Annotated in this window: 16 protein-coding genes; 9 read left to right on the top strand and 7 right to left on the bottom strand. The window is 68.7% G+C overall.

The features are described 5' to 3' along the window. Positions 1-704, top strand: a 704-nt coding sequence (locus tag O9335_RS07475; RefSeq protein ID WP_298385906.1) for a type III pantothenate kinase, incomplete at its 5' end; no start/stop codon positions are given. Here O9335_RS07475 and hslU read toward each other — a convergent pair. From hslU to O9335_RS07450, 5 genes are all read right to left on the bottom strand, one after another. Further along, complete coding sequence (gene hslU, locus O9335_RS07470; RefSeq protein WP_298385903.1) at positions 705-2036, bottom strand: ATP-dependent protease ATPase subunit HslU; 1332 nt, start codon at positions 2034-2036, stop codon at positions 705-707. It lies immediately after the preceding gene. Positions 2037-2049: 13 nt separating this feature from the next. Then, positions 2050-2595 carry an ATP-dependent protease subunit HslV gene (hslV, locus tag O9335_RS07465; RefSeq protein WP_298385900.1) on the bottom strand — a complete coding sequence of 182 codons (546 nt, stop codon included), beginning with the start codon at positions 2593-2595 and terminating at the stop codon, positions 2050-2052. A gap of 53 nt (positions 2596-2648) precedes the next feature. Further along, complete coding sequence (locus O9335_RS07460; protein ID WP_298385897.1) at positions 2649-4415, bottom strand: hypothetical protein; 1767 nt, start codon at positions 4413-4415, stop codon at positions 2649-2651. 32 nt (positions 4416-4447) lie between these two features. Then, complete coding sequence (gene dksA, locus O9335_RS07455; RefSeq protein WP_298385894.1) at positions 4448-4960, bottom strand: RNA polymerase-binding protein DksA; 513 nt, start codon at positions 4958-4960, stop codon at positions 4448-4450. Between the two features lie 109 nt (positions 4961-5069). Then, the gene (locus O9335_RS07450) at positions 5070-6143 is read right to left on the bottom strand and encodes a GTP-binding protein (RefSeq protein ID WP_298385892.1); all 1074 of its coding nucleotides are present in this window, start codon (positions 6141-6143) and stop codon (positions 5070-5072) included. A 98-nt stretch (positions 6144-6241) separates the two neighbouring features. On the opposite strand from O9335_RS07450, the gene O9335_RS07445 reads away from it, so the two are divergent. From O9335_RS07445 to O9335_RS07415, 7 genes are read left to right on the top strand one after another with little or no spacing between them, the layout of a single operon-like run. Continuing rightward, positions 6242-7108, top strand: coding sequence for an HlyC/CorC family transporter (locus O9335_RS07445; protein WP_298385889.1), 867 nt, complete (start codon positions 6242-6244; stop codon positions 7106-7108). After that, positions 7108-8601, top strand: a complete 1494-nt coding sequence (lnt, locus tag O9335_RS07440; RefSeq protein WP_298385885.1) for an apolipoprotein N-acyltransferase — start codon at positions 7108-7110, stop codon at positions 8599-8601. Before O9335_RS07445 ends, lnt begins: the two co-directional genes overlap by 1 nt. Positions 8602-8657: 56 nt before the next feature. Beyond that, positions 8658-9662, top strand: a complete 1005-nt coding sequence (gene glyQ, locus O9335_RS07435) for a glycine--tRNA ligase subunit alpha (RefSeq protein ID WP_298385882.1) — start codon at positions 8658-8660, stop codon at positions 9660-9662. Further along, entirely contained in the window at positions 9662-11815 is a 2154-nt protein-coding gene (gene glyS, locus O9335_RS07430) for a glycine--tRNA ligase subunit beta (protein WP_298385879.1), read from the top strand. Before glyQ ends, glyS begins: the two co-directional genes overlap by 1 nt. A 12-nt stretch (positions 11816-11827) precedes the next feature. Next, a complete protein-coding gene (gmhB, locus tag O9335_RS07425) occupies positions 11828-12445 on the top strand; it encodes a D-glycero-beta-D-manno-heptose 1,7-bisphosphate 7-phosphatase (RefSeq protein ID WP_298385876.1) in 618 nt (205 codons plus the stop codon). Further along, positions 12439-13218 carry a lysophospholipid acyltransferase family protein gene (locus O9335_RS07420; protein ID WP_367185416.1) on the top strand — a complete coding sequence of 260 codons (780 nt, stop codon included), beginning with the start codon at positions 12439-12441 and terminating at the stop codon, positions 13216-13218. Before gmhB ends, O9335_RS07420 begins: the two co-directional genes overlap by 7 nt. Positions 13219-13220: 2 nt before the next feature. Then, positions 13221-14081 (top strand): M48 family metallopeptidase, encoded by an 861-nt coding sequence (locus O9335_RS07415; RefSeq protein WP_298385873.1) that lies wholly within the window; start codon positions 13221-13223, stop codon positions 14079-14081. 208 nt (positions 14082-14289) lie between these two features. On the opposite strand, the gene O9335_RS07410 is transcribed toward O9335_RS07415, so the two are convergent. Beyond that, positions 14290-15351, bottom strand: coding sequence for an MBL fold metallo-hydrolase (locus O9335_RS07410; RefSeq protein ID WP_298385870.1), 1062 nt, complete (start codon positions 15349-15351; stop codon positions 14290-14292). Positions 15352-16034: 683 nt separating this feature from the next. Here O9335_RS07410 and O9335_RS07405 point away from each other — a divergent pair. Continuing rightward, positions 16035-16403 carry a TonB family protein gene (locus tag O9335_RS07405; RefSeq protein ID WP_298385867.1) on the top strand — a complete coding sequence of 123 codons (369 nt, stop codon included), beginning with the start codon at positions 16035-16037 and terminating at the stop codon, positions 16401-16403. Positions 16404-16409: 6 nt separating this feature from the next. On the opposite strand, the gene O9335_RS07400 is transcribed toward O9335_RS07405, so the two are convergent. After that, positions 16410-18748 (bottom strand): heavy metal translocating P-type ATPase (locus O9335_RS07400; protein WP_298385864.1); only part of this gene is annotated, 2339 nt, incomplete at its 5' end.

Genomic DNA, 18748 nt, shown 5'->3' with positions numbered 1-18748 from the left:
CCCGCCCCCCCCGGGCGCCGGGGGCGGTTTTTTGGCCGCACATCGCCGTTGGGGCCGTGGGGGCGGGGGGGGCCGGGCCCGCGCCGGCCCCCACGGCCCTGATCGGCAGCAACGTGGCGGGCGATGCCGTGCGGCGCCGCGTCGAAGAGCAGATGGAGCTCTGGGACCTGTCGCCACGCTGGATCGTGCCTTCGTCGTCAGCGGCGGGCATCACCAACGGCTACGACCATCCCACGCGGCTCGGTGCCGATCGCTGGGTGGCCTTGGTGGGGGCAGCCTCTCACGCACGGCAGCGCGGTTGGGAGGGGCCGGTGCTGGTGGTGATGGTGGGCACCGCGGTGACCATCGACGCGCTGGACGCGCGAGGCCACTTCTTGGGCGGCCTGATCCTGCCCGGCCACGGCATCATGCTGCGCGCCCTGGAGAGCGGCACCGCCGGCTTGCGCGTGCCCACGGGCGAAGTGCGCAACTTCCCCACCAACACGTCCGACGCCCTGACCAGCGGGGGCACCTACGCCATCACCGGCGCCATCGAGCGCCAACACCGTGCTTTGCATCAGCACACGGGGCAAGCTCCGCTCACGATCATGACCGGCGGTGCCGGCTGGAAAGTGGCGCCCGCCCTGGGCGTGCCGCACGAACTCATCGACGGCCTGATCTTCGACGGCCTGTTGGCGCTGCACGCGGCCAACGGCGCGGCTTGATCAAAGGATGAAGCGGCTCAGGTCCTCGTCTCGCGCCAGTTCGCCCAAGCGGGCGTCGACCATCGCCGCATCCACCACCAGCGATTGACCGCCCCGGTTGGGCGCGTCGAAGCTCACCTCGTCGAGCAAGCGCTCCATCACCGTGGCCAAGCGGCGTGCGCCGATGTTTTCGGTGCGCTCGTTCACCTCGTGGGCGATGCGCGCCAGGCGCTCGATGGCCTCGTCGGTCACCGTCAGGCTCAGGCCCTCCGTGGCCAGCAGGGCCTGGTACTGCTTGATCAGGCTGGCGTGGGTGCTGGTCAAGATGGCTTGGAAGTCGGCCACGCCCAGGGACTGCAGCTCCACCCGGATCGGGAAGCGGCCCTGCAGCTCGGGGATCAGGTCGCTCGGCTTGGCCAGGTGAAAGGCGCCGCTGGCGATGAAGAGGATGTGGTCGGTCTTGACCATGCCGTGCTTGGTGCTGACCGTGGTGCCTTCCACCAGGGGCAGCAGATCGCGCTGCACGCCCTGGCGGCTGACGTCGGCGCCGCCCACGTCGCTGCGCGAGGCGACCTTGTCGATTTCGTCGATGAACACGATGCCGTTTTGCTCGGTCTTGTGCAGGGCCGCCTGCTTGATCTCGTCCTCGTTGACGAGCTTGGTGGCCTCTTCGTCCACCAGCGCGGCCAAGGCGTCCTTGATCTTGAGCTTGCGGGTCTTGCGCTTGCCCTGCGCCATCTGACCGAACAGGCCCTTGAGCTGCTCGGCCATCTCCTCCATGCCCTGCGGGCCGAGGATTTCCATCGCCGGCGCCTTGTCGGCCAGGTCGAGCTCGATTTCTTTGTCGTCGAGCGCGCCCTCGCGCAGGCGCTTGCGCATCACCTGCCGCGCGGTGTTGTCGGTCTTGGCCGGCTCGTCGGCAAAGCCCACCGAGCGCGGCGGGGGCACCAGCACGTCGAGGATGCGGTCCTCGGCCGCGTCTTCGGCGCGCATGCGCTGGGCCTTGACCTGCGCTTCGCGCTCTTGCTTGACGGCGATGTCCACCAGGTCGCGCACGATGGTGTCCACGTCCTTGCCCACGTAACCCACCTCGGTGAACTTGGTGGCCTCGACCTTGATGAAGGGCGCATCGGCCAGCTTGGCCAGGCGGCGGGCGATCTCGGTTTTGCCGACGCCGGTGGGCCCGATCATCAGGATGTTTTTCGGCGAGATCTCGGCGCGCAGGCTGCCTTCCACCTGCTGCCGCCGCCAGCGGTTGCGCAGCGCGATGGCCACGGCGCGTTTGGCCTGGGCCTGGCCGACCACGTGGCGGTCGAGTTCCGAGACGATCTCTTGCGGGGTCATGCTGCTCATGGTTCGGCGCCCCTCAGTCCAGGGTCTCGATGGTGTGGTTTTGGTTGGAGTAGATGCAGAGGTCGCCGGCGATGGTCAGCGACTGCTTGACGATGTCGGCAGCACTCAAGTCGGCGTGACGCAGCAGCGCCAGCGCGGCGCTTTGCGCATAGGCACCGCCGCTGCCGATGGCCACCACGCCCTCTTCGGGTTCGAGCACATCGCCATTGCCCGAGATGACCAGGCTGTGCTCGCGGTCGGCCACGGCCAGCATGGCCTCCAGGCGCCGCAACACGCGGTCGGTGCGCCAGTCTTTGGTCAACTCCACCGCCGCGCGCACCAAGTGCCCTTGGTGCTTCTCAAGCTTGGACTCGAAGCGCTCGAATAGCGTGAAGGCGTCGGCCGTGGCGCCGGCAAAGCCGGCCAACACCTGGTCGCGGTAGAGCCTGCGCACCTTGCGCGCGGTGCTCTTGAAGACGATGGTGCCCAGGGTCACCTGCCCATCGCCCCCCAAGGCCACTTGGCCATGGCGGCGCACCGACAGGATGGTGGTGCCGTGAAACACGGGGCTGTCGCTCATCGGGGACTCCTTGCGGCGCGGCATCGCCGCGCTCCACGCGCTCATTCAGCGGATCAAACGGCCTTGACCTTGATCCGAGCGTGCTCGTTGATGCCCATCGCACCGAAGAACATGGCCACCAAGCGGTGGGCTTCGGTGAACACGACGGTGCGGTTCTCGCTGCGCAATTGCAGCACCCAGTTCAAAACATCGCCGGCGGCGATGAAGTCCAGCCGGATCAGGCGTGGACAGGCGACTTGGACTTGTTTGGCGTCGGCGATTTGCGCGGTGAGCTTGCCCAGCATGTCGGTCAGGTCGCCCGACAACTGCCCCATCAACTCCAAATGGGCCACCTGGGGGCCGCCCAAAGCCGAGCCATCCATGGTGCTGGACTCCAAGAACGCAGCCACCGGCTCGCTGCCAACGCCCAGTTGGGTGCTGGACGGGCTCAAGGTGGTCAGGCCTCCGCTGGTCATGCGCACGCGGCAGCGTGGTGGCTCCCAACTGGGGGGGGACACCTCGTAGGTCACGCAGTAGTCGATGGCGGCTTCGTCGAATTGGTCTGGACGGTTGGCGGCGCGCAGCGCCTCCAACCGCAGCATCCACCAACCGGTGTCGGTGTCGCGCTCGCCCACCGGACAGGTTTCGCGCAGCACCTCCAACAGGTGGTTGCCGGCCATCCAACGCATTTCGGTGGTGGTCTTGCACCACTCCCGCATCAAGTCGGTCAGGGGGCCGCGGGCTTCATGCTCGATGACCTTGAGCGGCCCCCAATCCAGCATCCAGGGCAGGGGGGCGGTTTCGCAGCGCTTGCGCAGCAGCGTCACCCCGTCCAGGTCCAGGCGCTCCGATGCCGACCAGTTGACGGCCTGCACCTTGGGCGCGCCACTCGCAGCCGCGCGAGCGTCGGCCACCTTGCGGCCCTCGACCACCAAGCGCGGCAGCGACACCCATTGCGGCGCCGACAAGCCGAACAGATGGACGTACTCCACCGCCAAGTTCTCAAACGCCGCTTGGTTGCCGATGGCGCGGTAAAAGTCCAGCCGAACCAGCCAGGTCGGGCTGTGGAGGTGCCGGGCGCCGTCGGGGCCGGTGAGTTCGATCAGCGAGCGCTCGCAGTTCTCGTTGTCCCCATTGGCAAAGGCCATGACCGCCTCGTCCAACTCGGGGTCGTGGGGCAGTTCCTCTTCTTCGGCCTGAGGGGCGTTGGGGTCTCGGACCAACTCGAAGTCCAACGGCGGCGGACTCACGTTCGAGGGAGCCTCCAGTTCGCTCGCCACGTCAAAGCTGAGCGACATCTCCAAGGGCGGCAACGACGCGGGTGCCTCGGCCGCGCCCCGACCGCCTGGCGTCATGTCTGGCGGCAGGGTGGGCGGCGCCGCCGGCATGGTGGGGGCGAAGGAGGCCGAGCCTGAGCGCGCCGGCGCGCCTTCGCCGTCGAACGGCGGCCGCTGCGTCATGCTGCTGCGGAAGCCCTCCTTGACCATCTGCTGCTCGATCTGGTCGATCTTGTTCTTGACGGCGGCGATGTCATCGCGCGGCAGGTCAGACACCACACGCTCGGCGTCCGAAATGACCGAGCTGTTGTGCTCGCCAGCGGCCGCCAGTTGCTCGGGCGTGAGGCCCTGGCGGCGCAGTCGGCGCAGCATGTCGAGTTCGCGCTTGCGGACGAAATCGTTGCGCCGCTTGCGCTCGATCATGGCGCGCAGTTCGGCCTTGGCCAACTCGCTTTCCGGGTTGTCCTGGCGCGAGCTGATCTCTTTCCAGTCGGTGGTGGGGTTGGCCACGAACCGCGCCACGCGGCGCAGGAAGCTGTCCGATTGCTTGGGATCTTCGGCCATGCCCACCTTGTGCGGCTGTGCGTTCGGCGCGCTCAGTCGCCGAACATCTTTTGCTTCATCTCTCGGCGTTGCTGGGCTTCGAGCGACAGCGTGGCCGTGGGACGGGCAATCAGGCGGCCGAGGCCGATGGGTTCACCCGTTTCGTCGCAGTAGCCGTACTCACCACTGTCCAGGCGGGCGATCGATTGCATGATCTTCTTGAGCAGCTTGCGCTCGCGGTCGCGGGTGCGCAGCTCCAGCGCGTGCTCTTCTTCGATGGTGGCGCGGTCGGCTGGGTCCGGCACGATGGTCGTGTCTTCGCGCAGGTGCTCGGTCGTTTCGCCCGCGTTGTTCAGGATGCTGTCGCGCAGGCTCTGCAGCTTGGCGCGGAAGAACGCGATCTGCTGGTCGTTCATGTACTCGCCGTCGGGCATGGCGAGCACTTCGTCGTCGGTCAGCAGGTGGCCGGGCTTGCCTTTCCAGGCGTCCGAACCGGCTTTGCCCGCCGACCGCGCGGCCGACTTGGCACTTGCTGCGGGCTTGTTGGGGGCCAGGGTCTTGCTCACCGTGTTCTCCTTGCGGCCCTCAGGCCTTGTTCTCGTTGCCCCGCACGAGGGGCGTTCGGGGCCGGGATTGTAGTCAGGCCCCAACTCCGCAATTTCCCTCGGGGGCGGCTCAAACCAAGCAGCCTTCCAAGCCTTGCTCCAGCACCTCGCGCGGCAGGTCGATGCCGATGAACACCATCTTGCTCTGCCGCTTCTCGGCCGCGCCCCATTTCGGGCCCAGGTCGGAGCCCATCAATTGGTGCACACCTTGAAAGATGACTTTGCGGTCGGTGCCCTTCATGTTCAGCACCCCTTTGTAGCGCAACATCTTGGGGCCGTACACCTGAACGATGGCGCCTAGGAAGTCTTCGAGCTTGGCCGGGTTGAACGCGCGGTCGGAGCGGAAGACAAAACTCTTGACGTCGTCGTCGTGGTGGTGATGGTGCGGGTGGTCGCAGTGCTCGCCATGGTCGTGGTCACAGTGCTCGCCGTGGGCGTGCTCATGCCCGTGGTGATGGTGGCTGTGATCGTCGACCTTCAAAAAGTCGGGGTCGATGTCGAGTTTGGCGTTGAGGTTGAACCCCCGCAGGTCGAACACCTCGGCGATCGGCACCTCGCCAAAGTGCACCCGGCGGTGGGGCGCGCGCGGGTTCATGTGCTTGAGGCGGTGGGTCAGTGCGTTCAGCGCGTCGGCCGACACCAGCTCGCTCTTGCTGATGAAAATCTGGTCGGCAAAGCCCACTTGGCGGCGCGCTTCTTGGCGGCTGTCGAGTTGGTCCTGCGCGTGCTTGGCGTCCACCAGCGTCAGGATGGCGTCGAGCACGAAGGATTCGGCGATCTCGTCGTCGATGAAGAAGGTCTGCGCGACCGGCCCAGGGTCGGCCACGCCCGTGGTTTCGATGACCACGCGCTCGAAGTCCAACTCGCCGCGCCGCCGTTTGGCGGCCAAGTCGGCCAGGGTGGCGCGCAGGTCTTCGCGGATGGTGCAGCAAATGCAGCCGTTGCTCATCTGGATGATCTGCTCCTGCGTGTCGGCCACGAGGATCTCGTTGTCGATGTTCTCCTCGCCAAACTCGTTCTCGATGACGGCGATCTTTTGACCGTGCGCCTCCGACAGCACGCGCTTGAGGAGCGTGGTCTTGCCGGCCCCCAGGAACCCGGTGAGGATGGTGGTGGGGATCAGTTGCGGCGCGGCGGTGCTCATGGCTTGGGGAGGCGAAAGAAACAAGAAGTCCGCACATTTTGGGGTGCTCTGCGGCTTTGCAATATCCTCTGGTCCCTTTCTTTGTGCGCGCTTTTTGCATGCCCGACCCTGCGTCGACCCGAGACCGCGCGAACGATCCGCGCGGTCTGCTGCAGCGGGTGATGGAGTTTCTCCACCCCGGCCCCGACTCAAAATCCGAGTTGATCGAAACCTTGGCCGAGGCCGAGCAGCGCGAGCTGATCGAGCCCGAGTCGCGGCAAATGCTCGAGGGCGTGCTGCGCATGGCGGAGTTGTCCGCGGGCGACGTGATGGTGGCCGCGCCGCGCATGGATCTGCTGGACATCGACGCGCCGTACGACGAGGTGTTGGCGGCCGTGATCGACACCGGCCACTCCCGCTTTCCGGTGTTCGAGGGCAACCGCGACAACATCATCGGCATCTTGCTGGCCAAGGACCTGCTCAAGCTGCAGCGCTCCCCGGAATTGAACCTGCGCACCTTGCTGCGGCCGGCGGTGTTTGTGCCGGAAAGCAAAGCACTGAATGCGCTCTTGCGCGACTTCCGCACCAACCGCAACCACTTGGCCGTGGTGATCGACGAGTTCGGCAACCTGGCGGGCCTGGTGACGATCGAAGACGTGCTGGAAGAAATCGTGGGCGAGATCGAAGACGAGTTCGACGAGCGGGGCAGCGAAGGCGTGGGCGGGCTCTACACCCTGGCCGATGGCAGCCAGCGGGTGGCGGGCGATGCGGCCATCAGTGATGTCAATGCCGCCTTCGGATTGCACCTGCCGGAAGACGATTTCGACACCATCGGCGGCTGGGTGGCGCACGAGCACGGCCGGGTCCCGCGTCGTGGGGAGACCGTCGAGTTGGCGGGCCTGCGCTTTCACGTGATGTTGACCCGTGGTGGCGCCGTGCGTTGGTTCAAGGTCACGCGGGGCGAGCCCCCGGCGCCGGCCCCCTGATGCGCGCCCCGGCTTGGGCCCTGGCCGCGCTGGCCGGTGGGCTGCATGCGCTTGCGTTCTCTCCCACGGAGGCCTGGTGGCTGCAGCCCTTGGCCTTGGCTGCCTTGTTCGGCTTGGCGTGGCAGGCGTCGCCTTGGCAAGCTGCGCGCCTGGGTGCTGCCTTTGGTTTGGCGTGGATGGGCGTGGGGCTGTGGTGGCTGTACGTCAGCCTGCATGAGTTCGGCGGCTTGGTGCCCCCGTTGGCCGTGGGCGCTTTGCTGTTGTTGGGCGCCTTTTTGGCCCTGTACCCCGCTGCGGCCCTGATGCTGGCGGCCCATGGCCGTCGCCACGCACCGGCCTGGGCCTGGCCGGCGGTCTGGGCCGCCGCTTGGCTGTTGGGCGAGTTGGCCCGGGCCCAGTGGTTCACGGGGTTCCCGTGGATCGCCAGCGGCTACGCCCACACCGTCGGGCCTTGGGCGGCTTGGGCGCCTTGGGTGGGGGTGTATGCCATCGGGGCTTTGAGCGCTTGGTGGGCAGCGGCCTTGGTGCAGGCGTGGCGGGTGCGTGCTTCGCGCCCCTTGTGGCTGCCCACCGGCTTGGTGCTGGTGGGTTTGATGCTGCCGAGCGCGTTCACCCAGGGCGCCGGGACGCTGACCGTCACGCTGCTGCAGCCCAACGTGCCGCAGTCGCAGAAGTTCGACCCGGCCTTGATCGGGCGCTACCTCGACGCCCTGCTCACGCAGATCGAGCGCTCGCCCGAGGGCTTGGTGCTCACGCCCGAGTCGGTCTTGCCTTTGCCGCTGGCCTTCGTGCCCGAAGACGCGCAGCAGCGCTTGTCGGCCGCCAGCCAGCGGCGGGCGGTCATGGTGGGCACGTTCCTGGGCAGCGATGCGGAGGGCTGGGTCAACTCGCTCACCGGCTGGCAAGGCGGCGAGATGCGCTACACCTATGGCAAACGCCACTTGCTGCCCTTCGGGGAATTCATCCCGCCCGGGTTCGAATGGTTCGTGCGCCGCCTGGGCATCCCGATGGACGACCAGGCCCGCGGCGAGCACCAGCGACCCTGGGTGGTGGAAGGCCAGCGGCTGCGGCCCTTGATTTGTTACGAGGACTTGTTCGGCGAGGACATCGTGGGCAGTGCCGTGGAGGGTCCCGATGCCGCCACCGTGTTCGTCAACGCCAGCAATTTGGCCTGGTTCGGGCGCTGGATGGTGCAAGACCAGCACCTGCAGTTCAGCCAGATGCGGGCCCTGGAGTTCCAGCGTCCGGTGGTGCGCAGCACCAACACCGGCGCCACGGCCCACGTGGACCACTTGGGCCGTGTGCGCGCCCGCTTGGAGCCCGTGACCGAGGGCAGTCTCACGGCCATCGTGGAGGGCAGGGTAGGCAGCACGCCCTACGCGCGCTGGCTGGCGGCCACGGGCCTATGGCCGCTGTGGGTGTGGGCCTTGGTGCTGGCCGTGGCGCTGCCGCTGGGGTTCCGCTGGCGCTCAAGCCGGGTCTCGGCTCCCTAGAATCCGCCCTCCTTGGGACGCGCCGCTGTGCGTCCGGTCACGACGGATTCCCCACCATGCTGAGCTTCCAGCAACTCATCCTGCGCTTGCAGGACTACTGGTCCCAACAAGGCTGCGCGTTGCTGCAGCCCTACGACATGGAGGTCGGCGCCGGCACCAGCCACACCGCCACCTTTTTGCGCGCCCTGGGCCCCGAGCCTTGGAAGGCGGCCTACGTGCAACCCAGCCGCCGCCCCAAGGACGGGCGCTACGGCGAGAACCCCAATCGCCTGCAGCACTACTACCAGTTCCAGGTCGTGCTGAAGCCCGCGCCGGCCAACATCTTGGAGCTGTACCTCGGCTCGCTCGAGGCCTTGGGCTTCGACCTGAAGAAGAACGACGTGCGCTTCGTCGAAGACGACTGGGAGAACCCCACGCTCGGCTGCTGGGGCCTGGGCTGGGAGGTGTGGCTCAATGGCATGGAAGTGACGCAGTTCACCTACTTCCAGCAAGTGGGCGGCATCGACTGCAAGCCCATCACGGGCGAGATCACCTACGGCTTGGAGCGCCTGGCTCTGTACCTGCAGGGCAAGGAGTCGGTGTACGACCTCGTGTACACCGACGGGCCGGCGGCGCAGGGCCGCTCCCAAGCCGCCGCGGCCCCCTCGGGGGGTGGCGACCGAAGGGAGACCGGGGGCACCATCTTGTACGGCGACGTGTTCCACCAGAACGAGGTCGAGCAGTCGACCTACAACTTCGAGCACAGCGACGTCGAGTTCCTGCTTGGCGCCTTCGCCGCGCACGAGAAGCAAAGCAAGCACCTCATGGCCCAGCAGCTGGCGCTGCCGGCCTACGAGCAACTGCTCAAGGCCGGTCACAGCTTCAACCTGCTGGACGCCCGCGGCGCCATCAGCGTGACGGAGCGCGCCGGCTACATCGGCCGCATCCGCAACCTGGCGCGCGCCGTGGCGCAAAGCTACTTGGAGAGCCGCGCCCGCTTGGGCTTCCCGATGGCCCCCAAGGCCTGGGCGGACGAGGTCGTGGCCCAGATCGAAGCCAAGAACAACAAGAAGGCCGCCTGATGTCGACCGCCAACCTGCTCGTTGAACTCTTCGTCGAAGAGCTGCCGCCCAAGGCCCTGAAGAAGCTGGGCGACAGCTTTGCTCAGGAGATTTGGTACGGATTGGTCAAGCAAGGACTTGCACCTGAGTTCGTAGATCTCGGTAGCAATGTCATTCCTTTTGCTTCCCCGAGGCGGCTAGCAGTACTGATCAAGGATGTGCCGGCAAAAGCGGCCGACAAGGCCGCGCGCATCAAGCTGATGCCCGTGGCTGTGGGCCTGACGCCCGAGGGCCAGCCGAGCCCGGCGCTGCTGAAAAAGCTGGCGGCCAGCGGCCTGCCGGCCGACGCGCCCCTGGAGCGCGCCCTGGACGGCAAGGCTGAGGCCCTGTTCGCCAACACCGTGCAGCCGGGGGCCAGCCTCGCCCAGGGCCTGCAGCAGGCGCTGAATGACATGCTCAAGGCCTTGCCCATCCCCAAGGTGATGAGCTACCAGCTGGCCGATGGGTGGACCAACGTGCACTTTGTGCGGCCGGCCCACGGCCTGGTGGCCCTGCACGGCGCCGAACGCGTTCCCGTGAGCTTGCTGGGCCTGGAGGCCGGCACCACGACGCGCGGTCACCGCTTCGAGGCGCTCGACCCGGTGGTCACCGTCTCGCACGCCGACGCCTACGCCGACACCCTGCGCAGCCGCGGGGCGGTGATCGCCAGCTTTGCCGAGCGCCGCGAGGTCATTCGCGGCCAGTTGCAAGCGGCCGGTGCCAAGCTGGGCCTGACGCCCATCGACGACGAGGCCCTGCTGGACGAGGTCACCGCCTTGGTCGAGCGCCCGAACGTGCTGACCTGCGCCTTCGAAGAAGAGTTCCTCGCCGTGCCGCAGGAGTGCCTCATCCTGACGATGAAGGCCAACCAGAAGTATTTCCCGCTGCTGGACGCCCAGGGCAAGCTGACGCGGCATTTCTTGGTGGTGAGCAACATCGCCCCGGACGATGCCTCGGCGGTGGTGCAGGGCAACGAGCGCGTCGTGCGCCCGCGCCTGGCCGATGCCAAGTTCTTCTACGACCAAGACCGCAAGAAGACCCTGGCCGAGCGCGTGCCCGGCCTGGCCAAGGTCGTGTACCACGGCAGCCTGGGCAGCCAGGGCGAGCGGGCCGAGCGCGTGCGTGCCATCGCCCACGCCATCGTCAACCAGCTGCGCACGGCCACGGTGCCGTTCACGGTCGACGCCAAAGACCAGTTCGACGTGCTGGACAGCAAGGTCCAGCAGGCCGCCCAGCTGGCCAAGGCCGACCTGCTGACCGACATGGTGGGCGAGTTCCCCGAACTGCAGGGCGTCATGGGTGGCTACTACGCGCGCCACGAGGGCCTGCGCGATGGCGTGGCCATCGCCATCGAGGACCACTACAAGCCGCGCTTCGCGGGCGACGCGCTGCCGCGCAACCACACCGGCACCGTGCTGGCCCTGGCCGACAAGCTCGAAACCCTGTGCGGCTTGTTCGGCATCGGCCAACTGCCCACCGGCGACAAGGACCCGTTCGCACTGCGCCGCCACGCGCTGGGCGTGATTCGCATCCTGCAAGAGAAAAACCTGCCGCTGTCGTTGCCCGCGCTGGTGGACGCTGGCCTGGCGGCCTTCTCCGAGGGCATGCTCTCCAACGCCACGGCGCGCGAGGACCTGCTGAACTTCGCCTACGACCGCCTGGTGGGCGCCTTGCGCGACCAGGGCTACAGCGCGCAAGAGGTCGATGCGGTGGTGGCGCTCCGTCCGGCCAGCTGGGGCGAGCTGCCCAAGCGGCTGGCGGCGGTGCGGGCCTTCGCAGCCTTGCCCGAGAGCGCATCGCTGGCGGCGGCCAACAAACGCGTGGGCAACATCCTGAAGAAGAGCGACGAGGCGCCCGTTCCCTTGAGCGACGCGCTGCTGAAGGAGCCGGCCGAGGCCGCACTCGCGCAGGCGCTGCAGGCCGCGACGGCGCGGGCCGAGCCCTTGTTCGCCCAGGGCGACTACACCGCCTCGCTGACGGCGCTGGCCGTGCTCAAGGCGCCGGTGGACGCCTTCTTCGACGCTGTGATGGTCAATGCCGACGATGCGGCCTTGCGTGCCAACCGCTTGGCCTTGTTGCGGGCGCTGCACGAGGCCATGAACCGCGTGGCCGATCTTTCGCGACTGGCCGTTTGAGGATCGACTGCCATGCCAAGCCGTGCCGACAGCCCCACCCACCATCAGCCGCTGAAGCTGGTCATCCTGGGGCGCGATGGCACGCTCAACCGTTACCGGGACGACCACGTCAAGTCGCCCGATGAGCTGGACCCCTTGCCCGGTGCCCTGGAGGCGGTGGCTCGCCTCAACCAGGCCGGGTGGCACACCGTGTTGGCCACCAACCAACCTGGCATCGGGCGCGGCTTGCTGGACATGCAGGCGGTCAACGCCGTGCACAAGCGCTTGAACCAGTTGCTGCAGGCCAAGGGTGGGCGCTTGGATGCAGCGTTTTTCTGCCCGCACACCCCCGAAGACGGTTGCAGCTGCCGCAAGCCGCTGCCCGGCTTGTTGGAAGAAATCAGCCAGCGCTTCGACGTGTCGCTCGAGGCGGTTCACATGGTCGGAGCATCGCTGCGCGACCTGCAAACGGCCCAGGCCGCAGGGTGCGTGCCGCACCTCGTGCGTGGCGACCGCTTGGCCGCGCTGACGGAAGCCCAGTTGCAAGAGATGTTGGCCCAGGTGCCGGGGGCGCGCTTGCACGACGACTTGGCCGCTTTTGCCGAGGACTTGCTGGCAGCCGACGCCGACGAGGAGGCCCGCGAGTGCTGATCACCCGGTTGCGCTCGGCGGTGTTCGTGTTGTGGGGGGTGCTCACCGTCACGCCCTGGGGCCTGACGGCGGTGCTGATCTCGCCCTTCGTCTCGGCCACGCGGCTGTATTGGTTTTGCATCGCTTGGGTGCATGTGCTGTTTTGGGGGGCGCGGGTGTTCTGCGGCGTCACGCACCGTTTCACCGGCGCGGAGCGCCTGCCGGTCGGCCAGCGGGAGGCGGTCATCCTGCTGGCCAAGCACCAGTCGGCCTTGGAGACCCTGGCCTTGTGCGCGCTGATGCCGCACCCTTTGGCCTTTGTCTTCAAGCGCGAGCTGCTGTTCATTCCCTTCTTTGGCTGGGCCCTGGGTCGGCTGGACATGGTCCACATCGACCGCCGCAAGCGCGCCGAAGCGTTCCAGAAGGTGGCTGAGCAGGGGCGGCGTCTGGCGGCGCAAGGCACCTGGGTGATCATGTTTCCGGAGGGCACGCGCATCCCCCGCGGGCAAGTGGGCGACTACAAGACGGGCGGCACCCGTTTGGCGGTGGCCACCGGGGTGCCCGTGGTGCCCGTGGCCTGCGCCACCGCTCGGGTGATGCCACCGCGCCGACTGCTCATGCAGGCTGGGGTGTACGAGGTCTCCGTCGGGGCGCCCATTTCGCCCGAAGGCCACACGCCGGAATCCTTGATGCACGAGGTGAAGACCTGGATCGAGGCCGAGATGCGTCGGATCGATCCCGAGGCCTACCGGGCCGAGTCGGCCGCGGCAGCCCCCGCGGGCCAGTTGGCGTGAAGATGCCCACCCCACCCACGCCGCAGGCCGACCGCCCGGCCCCCAGCACATCGGCCGCCAGTCCTGCCGCGGCCAACCCCGCGGCCTCCCTGAGCCTGTTCGATCCCGCCGGCCCACTGTCTGCCCCGGCCGCCGGCGAGGCGGGCGATCCCGTGCTGCTGCTGCCCAAGCTGCAGTTGCCTTACACCCTGTCGCGCAGCCGCCGGCGCACCATCGGCTTCAGCGTCAGTGCCCAGGGCTTGCGCGTGACCGCGCCGCGTTGGGTGCCCTTGGCCGACATCGAGGGCGTGCTCAGCACCAAGACCGACTGGATCTGGCGCAAATGGCAAGAGGTGCAAGTGCGCGAGCAGCGCTTGGCGGCGCTGCACGGCGTGTGGCGCGAAGGGGCTGAAGTGCCTTACTTGGGTGAGCCTTTGCGCTTGCGCCGGTCGTTGGGCGGCTCCAGCGCCTGGACCGAGGCCAGCGACGCGGGGCCTGCGGGCTTGGCCTTGCCTGTGGCGGAGGGGGCTGACGACCACGCCTGGCGCCAGGCCCTGGCCCGCTGGCTGCAGGCGCAAGCGCGTCGGCACTTTCGCCCGCGCTTGGATCACTTTGCCGAGCGTGCCGGTTTGCCGGCGCCCGCTTTGCGTTTGAGCAGCGCACGCACGCGTTGGGGCAGTGCCAGTGCCCGGGGCGTGATCAGCTTGAACTGGCGGCTGATGCACTTGGCGCCAGCGTTGATCGATTACGTCATCGCCCACGAGGTGGCCCATCTTCATGAGATGAACCACAGCCCGCGGTTCTGGGCCGCGGTGGCGGCACTGATGCCCGATTACGACGGGCACCGACGCGCCTTGCGCGACGTGGTGGTGCCACCGCTTTGAGCGCCCCTCCCCCCCTTTCGGGGGGGCTGGCGGCCGCGGTTCTCGATGGCCACACTGCGGCGCAGCGCTGTCATCACCCGCCCTGCAGGCTTGGCTTGGGGGCAGGCGCTAGGGGGGCCAGGGTCCCGCACCACAAGAAGATCGAACCGCCGCGTCCCGGTCCCGGGTCGCGGCGGTCTCGTTTGGGGGCGCGCACGGCCCCGGCGCCTCAAAGGGCGAAGCGCCACACCCCATCGACACCGCGCTGGCGCTTCGCCTGGCCCGCCAGCCACAGGTGGTGGAGGTGGGCGATGGCCTCGCCCATGGCGAAGGTGGTTTGGTGCAGGTCGAGGGGGCGCTTGAACAACACGCTCAGCACATCGGCCGCCGACTTCGGGCCGCTGGCCAGCGCGCCGCGCAACTCCGCCAAGCGTTCGGCATGGTGCGCATGCAGTTGGTTCAAGCGCGTGGCCAGGCCGACGAAGGGTCGCCCATGTGCGGGCAGCACCAGCGTGTCGTCGGGCAGGTCGCGCAGGCGGTCCAGCGAGGCCAAGTACAGGCGCAGCGGATCGGCTTCGGGCTCTACGTCCACCACGCTGACGTTGGTGGAAATGCGGGGCAACACCATGTCGCCGGCGATGAGCACGCCCAGCGACTCGCCGTGAAAGCTCAGGTGTTCGGGCGAGTGTCCATGGCCGACCCTGGCCGTCCAGCGGTGGCCGCCCACGTCGAACGCTTCGCCATCCATCAGTCGCCGAAAACTCGCCGGCACCTGCGGCACCATGCGCGGGTAGTAGTCGGCACGGCCTCGGATCTTGGCCAGACTGTCTGGGTCGGTCAGGCCGTGGCTGCCAAAGAAAGTTGCCGCCGAGTCGCCCCCCATGCCCACCGTGCTTTGGCTGGCGATGCGGCCCACGTGGTAGTCGGTGGCGCTCATCCACAGGCGGCAGCCCCAGCGCTGGCACAACCAGTGGGCATTGCCCAGGTGGTCGGGGTGGAAGTGGGTGACGATGACGCGTCGGATCGGGTGCCCCTGCAGCGCGCCGCTGGCGAACACCGCGTCCCAGGCGGTGCGGGTGGCCTCGTCGGCGATGCCGCAGTCCACGATGGCCCAGCCGGGGCCTTCGTTCGCGTCGTCGTCGCGCAGCAGCCAGAGGTTGATGTGGTCCAGGGCGAACGGCAGCCCCATGCGGAGCCACAGCAAGCCGGGCTTCAATTCGATGCAGGTGCCCGGCGCGGGCAGGGTGTCGCCCCAAGGGAAGGTCAGGGCGGATTCGTGTGCATTGGCCATGGCGGCACGATACACAGGCCGGGTCCAGGGTGACGGTTGCCATGCTGCCGCGGGATAACCCGGACCCCCTCGCGAGGTCGGCTCCCTACACTCGCGCGCCACGGCGGGATCCGCCCCCCCAAGGCTGTGGGTGATGACCGAACGGGAATCGCCCTGGCGGCCTGGGGCTGGATCCGGCGCCGACGGGCTCCTGCGCGCTCCAAGCGGGGTCGAAGGGCGCGTGGCGGCCGTGACAAACGAGCGCCTGGGTGCCTGTCACGGCTTTGATCCTCCGCTGGCGAGCGGGGTGCGTTGGGATTGAGAAGGAAGACACGATGAAACGGTCGCTGCAGTTCAAGCGTCCAGGCGGGGGCTGGTGCCCCACGGCGTGGGCCCTGGTGGGCTTGTTGGGGATGTCGTCTCCCGTTTGGGCCCAGAGCAGTCCCACCTTGACCGACGCCGAGCGCGCGAAGCGCGATGCCAACAAGGTGTTCAGCTTCATCAAATTTCACGCCGTCAAGCCGGCTGCCGCCAGGCCAGCACCCACCCCGAGCGTGGCGACGGCACCGGCAACGGCGCCAGCGCCGCGTCCCGCAACAGCCCGCTCTGAACCGAGCTCCGCCCCTGCGATTGCGGCTGCGCCGACCCCTGCTGCCAGCTCGGCTCCCGCATCGCCGGTTGCTGCGGCTGATTCAACGCTGGCCGTGACCGACCCCCGTTCGCTTCCCCCGGAAAGTCCTCCAGAGCCAGTGGCTTCGGCCGCGTCCGGGCCGGCCCCCGAGTCGCCACCGGCGTCGGAGGAAGAGGACGACGATCCCGGCATCAAGCTCGTCAAGTACGTGGCGCCTGAGCTGAACGCTCGTGCGATGGCCGCCATGCCAGGCAACTCGGCCAAGGTGCGCGTGCGCTTCACCGTCATGCCCGACGGCAGCTCGGCCAAGGTCACGGCCGTGAGCAATGCGCCGCGCGCCCTGGCCCAGGTGGCCACGCGTGCGGTCGAGCAGTGGCGCTTCGAGGGCGTGAAAGAGCCGCAGGTGGTCGAGGTGGAGGTCGACTTCCGGGTCGACCAGTGACGGCGTTCAGGGGCGCCAGCGCTTGAGCCGCAAGGCGTTGCCCACCACCATCAGGCTCGATCCGGCCATTGCGGCGGCAGCCCACATCGGATCGAGGCGGCCGGCCATGGCCAGCGGGATCATGACCGCGTTGAAGCCGAAGGCCCAGGCCAGGTTCTGAGCGATCACGCGCCAGGTGGCGCGCGCCAGCGACACGGCGTCGGCCACGCGCCCGAGGTCGGGTTGCAGCAGCGTCAGTCCCGCCGCCTCGGCCGCGACGTCGGTGCCCTGGCCCGGGGGCGCCATGGCGATGCCCACATCGGCCGCTGCCAGGGCGGGTGCGTCGTTCAGCCCGTCGCCCACCATCGCCACGCGCTCGCCGCGCAGCCGCCAAGAGGCCAAGCTGGACAGCTTGTCGGCCGGCAGCAGGCCGCCATGCACCTCGTCGGGCGACAGGCCCAGGGCCAGCCCCACCGCGCGGGCCGATTCGGGGCGGTCGCCGCTGAGCAGGCTCAGCGTGAGCCCCTGCTTTTGCAGCCGCGCCAGCGCCTCTCGGGCCTGCGGGCGTGGCGCATCGGCAAACGCCAGCAGGCCCAGCAAGGCAGGCTGCGGCGTGGTGGTGGCCAGCCAGCTCAGGCTGCAGCCGCGCTCCGCCAGCGCCAAGCTGCTGGCATCCAGGGCGGTGGTGGAGACGCCCAGCTCGGCCATGTGGCGGCTGGAGCCCAGATGCAAGGTGCGACCGTCCACCTCGGCCTGCACGCCCAAGCCTGGCAAGGCTCGCAGGTTGACCGCAACGGCCAGTGGCACGCCTTCTTGGGCGCGACGCATCGCGCGGGCCAAGGGATGCTCACTGCCTTGTGCCAACGACAGCGCCAGCGCCTGCACCTCCAGGCGTGACAACGGCGCGACGGCCTCCACCTGCACGAGTTGGGGCTCGCCTTGGGTCAGGGTGCCGGTCTTGTCGAAGGCCACCCGTTGGACGCGGGCCAGGGCTTCGAAAGCGCCGGCATCGCGCACCACCAAACCGCGCAGGGCCGCTTGCCCGATACCGACCACCACGGCCGCCGGCGTGGCCAGGCCCAGTGCGCAGGGGCAGGCCACCACGAGCACGGCCACCGCGTTCAGCACGGCGGCTTCCGGGCGGCCGGCCAAGAGCCAACCCAACAGGGTGAGCAGGCTCAGCCCCAACACGGCGGGCACGAAGCGCGCCGACCAGGTGTCGGCCAAGCGCTGGATGGGGGCCTTGCTGGCTTGGGCGCTTTCCACCAGCCGCACCAGCTGGGCCAGACTGCTGGCGGCGGGCAGGGCGCTGGCGCGGATTTCGATCGCCCCGTCCAGGTTCAGCGAACCGGCGCGCACCGGTTGTCCGGGCTCACGGGCCTGGGGCAGCGGCTCGCCGCTCAGGTGCGCCTCGTTGACGTGCGTCCGACCCGCCGTCACGACGCCATCGCAGGGCACGCGTTGGCCTGGGCTCAGGCGAACGGTGTCACCCACCTGCAGTCGCGCCAAGGGCAGGGCGTGCCATTGACCTTGGCGCAGCACCTCCACGGTGTGGGGGCTCAGGGCCTGCAGCGCGCGCAGCGCGCCCCCGGTGGCGCGCTTGGCGCGGGCTTCCAGCCAGCGGCCGAGCAGCACGAAGGCGACGATGGCGGCGCTGGACTCGAAGTACAGCGCATGCCCGGAGGCTCCTTGGGCGGTCAGCCAGGCACTCAGGGCGAAGGCGGCACTCGCGCCCAGCATCACCAACAGGTCCATGCCCGGGCTGCGGGCGCGCAAACCACCCCAAGCGGCTCGCGCCAAACGCCAGCCGGGCGGGCCGCCCAGCACCACGGCGGCGAACGCCGCTTGCACCAGCGGCGGCCAGGCCAGGTGCAAGCCCAGGGGCATCAGCAACATGGGTGCCAACAGGGGCAGGGTGGCGCCCCAGGCGATGAGCAGATCTCGCTCCAGCCGGGCGTGTTCGCGCGCCAGGGGGTTGTCCACACTGTGCGTCTTCAAAGCCGCCTGAAAACCGGCGCGCTCGGCCGCAGCCACCAATCCCGAGGCTTCGGTGGCCGGCAGGGCGCTCAGGCCCACCGCGCCGGTGGCCACCTGGGCCGACACCCCGACCACCCCCGGCACTTCGGCCAGGGCCCTCTCCAGCCGGTGCGCGTCGCCCGGCTCGCGCAGGCCATCCACATGCAGCGTGGCTTGTGTCAGCGGCACCTCGTAGCCCGCCTCGTGCAGGGCTTGCACCAGCAGCTTGGCCTGCCAGCCTGGCGACAGGGTGAGCTGCGCCCGGCTCTCGGTCAGCAGCACCTCGGCTTTGAGCACCCCTGGCACGCGCTGCAGGGCGCGCTCCACGTTGCGCACGCAGGCGGCGCAGT

This window comes from Inhella sp., assembly GCF_027532025.1.
Taxonomy (GTDB): Bacteria; Pseudomonadota; Gammaproteobacteria; order Burkholderiales; family Burkholderiaceae_C; genus Inhella.
This window is presented reverse-complemented; position numbering and strand designations above follow the sequence as displayed.

Coding starts and splice junctions, on each gene's coding strand:
- hslU (WP_298385903.1), bottom strand. CDS start 2,036: ATGAGCAGCATGACCCCGCAAGAGATCGTCTCGGAACTCGACCGCCAC.
- hslV (WP_298385900.1), bottom strand. CDS start 2,595: ATGAGCGACAGCCCCGTGTTTCACGGCACCACCATCCTGTCGGTGCGC.
- O9335_RS07460 (WP_298385897.1), bottom strand. CDS start 4,415: ATGGCCGAAGATCCCAAGCAATCGGACAGCTTCCTGCGCCGCGTGGCG.
- O9335_RS07450 (WP_298385892.1), bottom strand. CDS start 6,143: ATGAGCACCGCCGCGCCGCAACTGATCCCCACCACCATCCTCACCGGG.
- O9335_RS07445 (WP_298385889.1), top strand. CDS start 6,242: ATGCCCGACCCTGCGTCGACCCGAGACCGCGCGAACGATCCGCGCGGT.
- lnt (WP_298385885.1), top strand. CDS start 7,108: ATGCGCGCCCCGGCTTGGGCCCTGGCCGCGCTGGCCGGTGGGCTGCAT.
- glyQ (WP_298385882.1), top strand. CDS start 8,658: ATGCTGAGCTTCCAGCAACTCATCCTGCGCTTGCAGGACTACTGGTCC.
- glyS (WP_298385879.1), top strand. CDS start 9,662: ATGTCGACCGCCAACCTGCTCGTTGAACTCTTCGTCGAAGAGCTGCCG.
- gmhB (WP_298385876.1), top strand. CDS start 11,828: ATGCCAAGCCGTGCCGACAGCCCCACCCACCATCAGCCGCTGAAGCTG.
- O9335_RS07415 (WP_298385873.1), top strand. CDS start 13,221: ATGCCCACCCCACCCACGCCGCAGGCCGACCGCCCGGCCCCCAGCACA.
- O9335_RS07410 (WP_298385870.1), bottom strand. CDS start 15,351: ATGGCCAATGCACACGAATCCGCCCTGACCTTCCCTTGGGGCGACACC.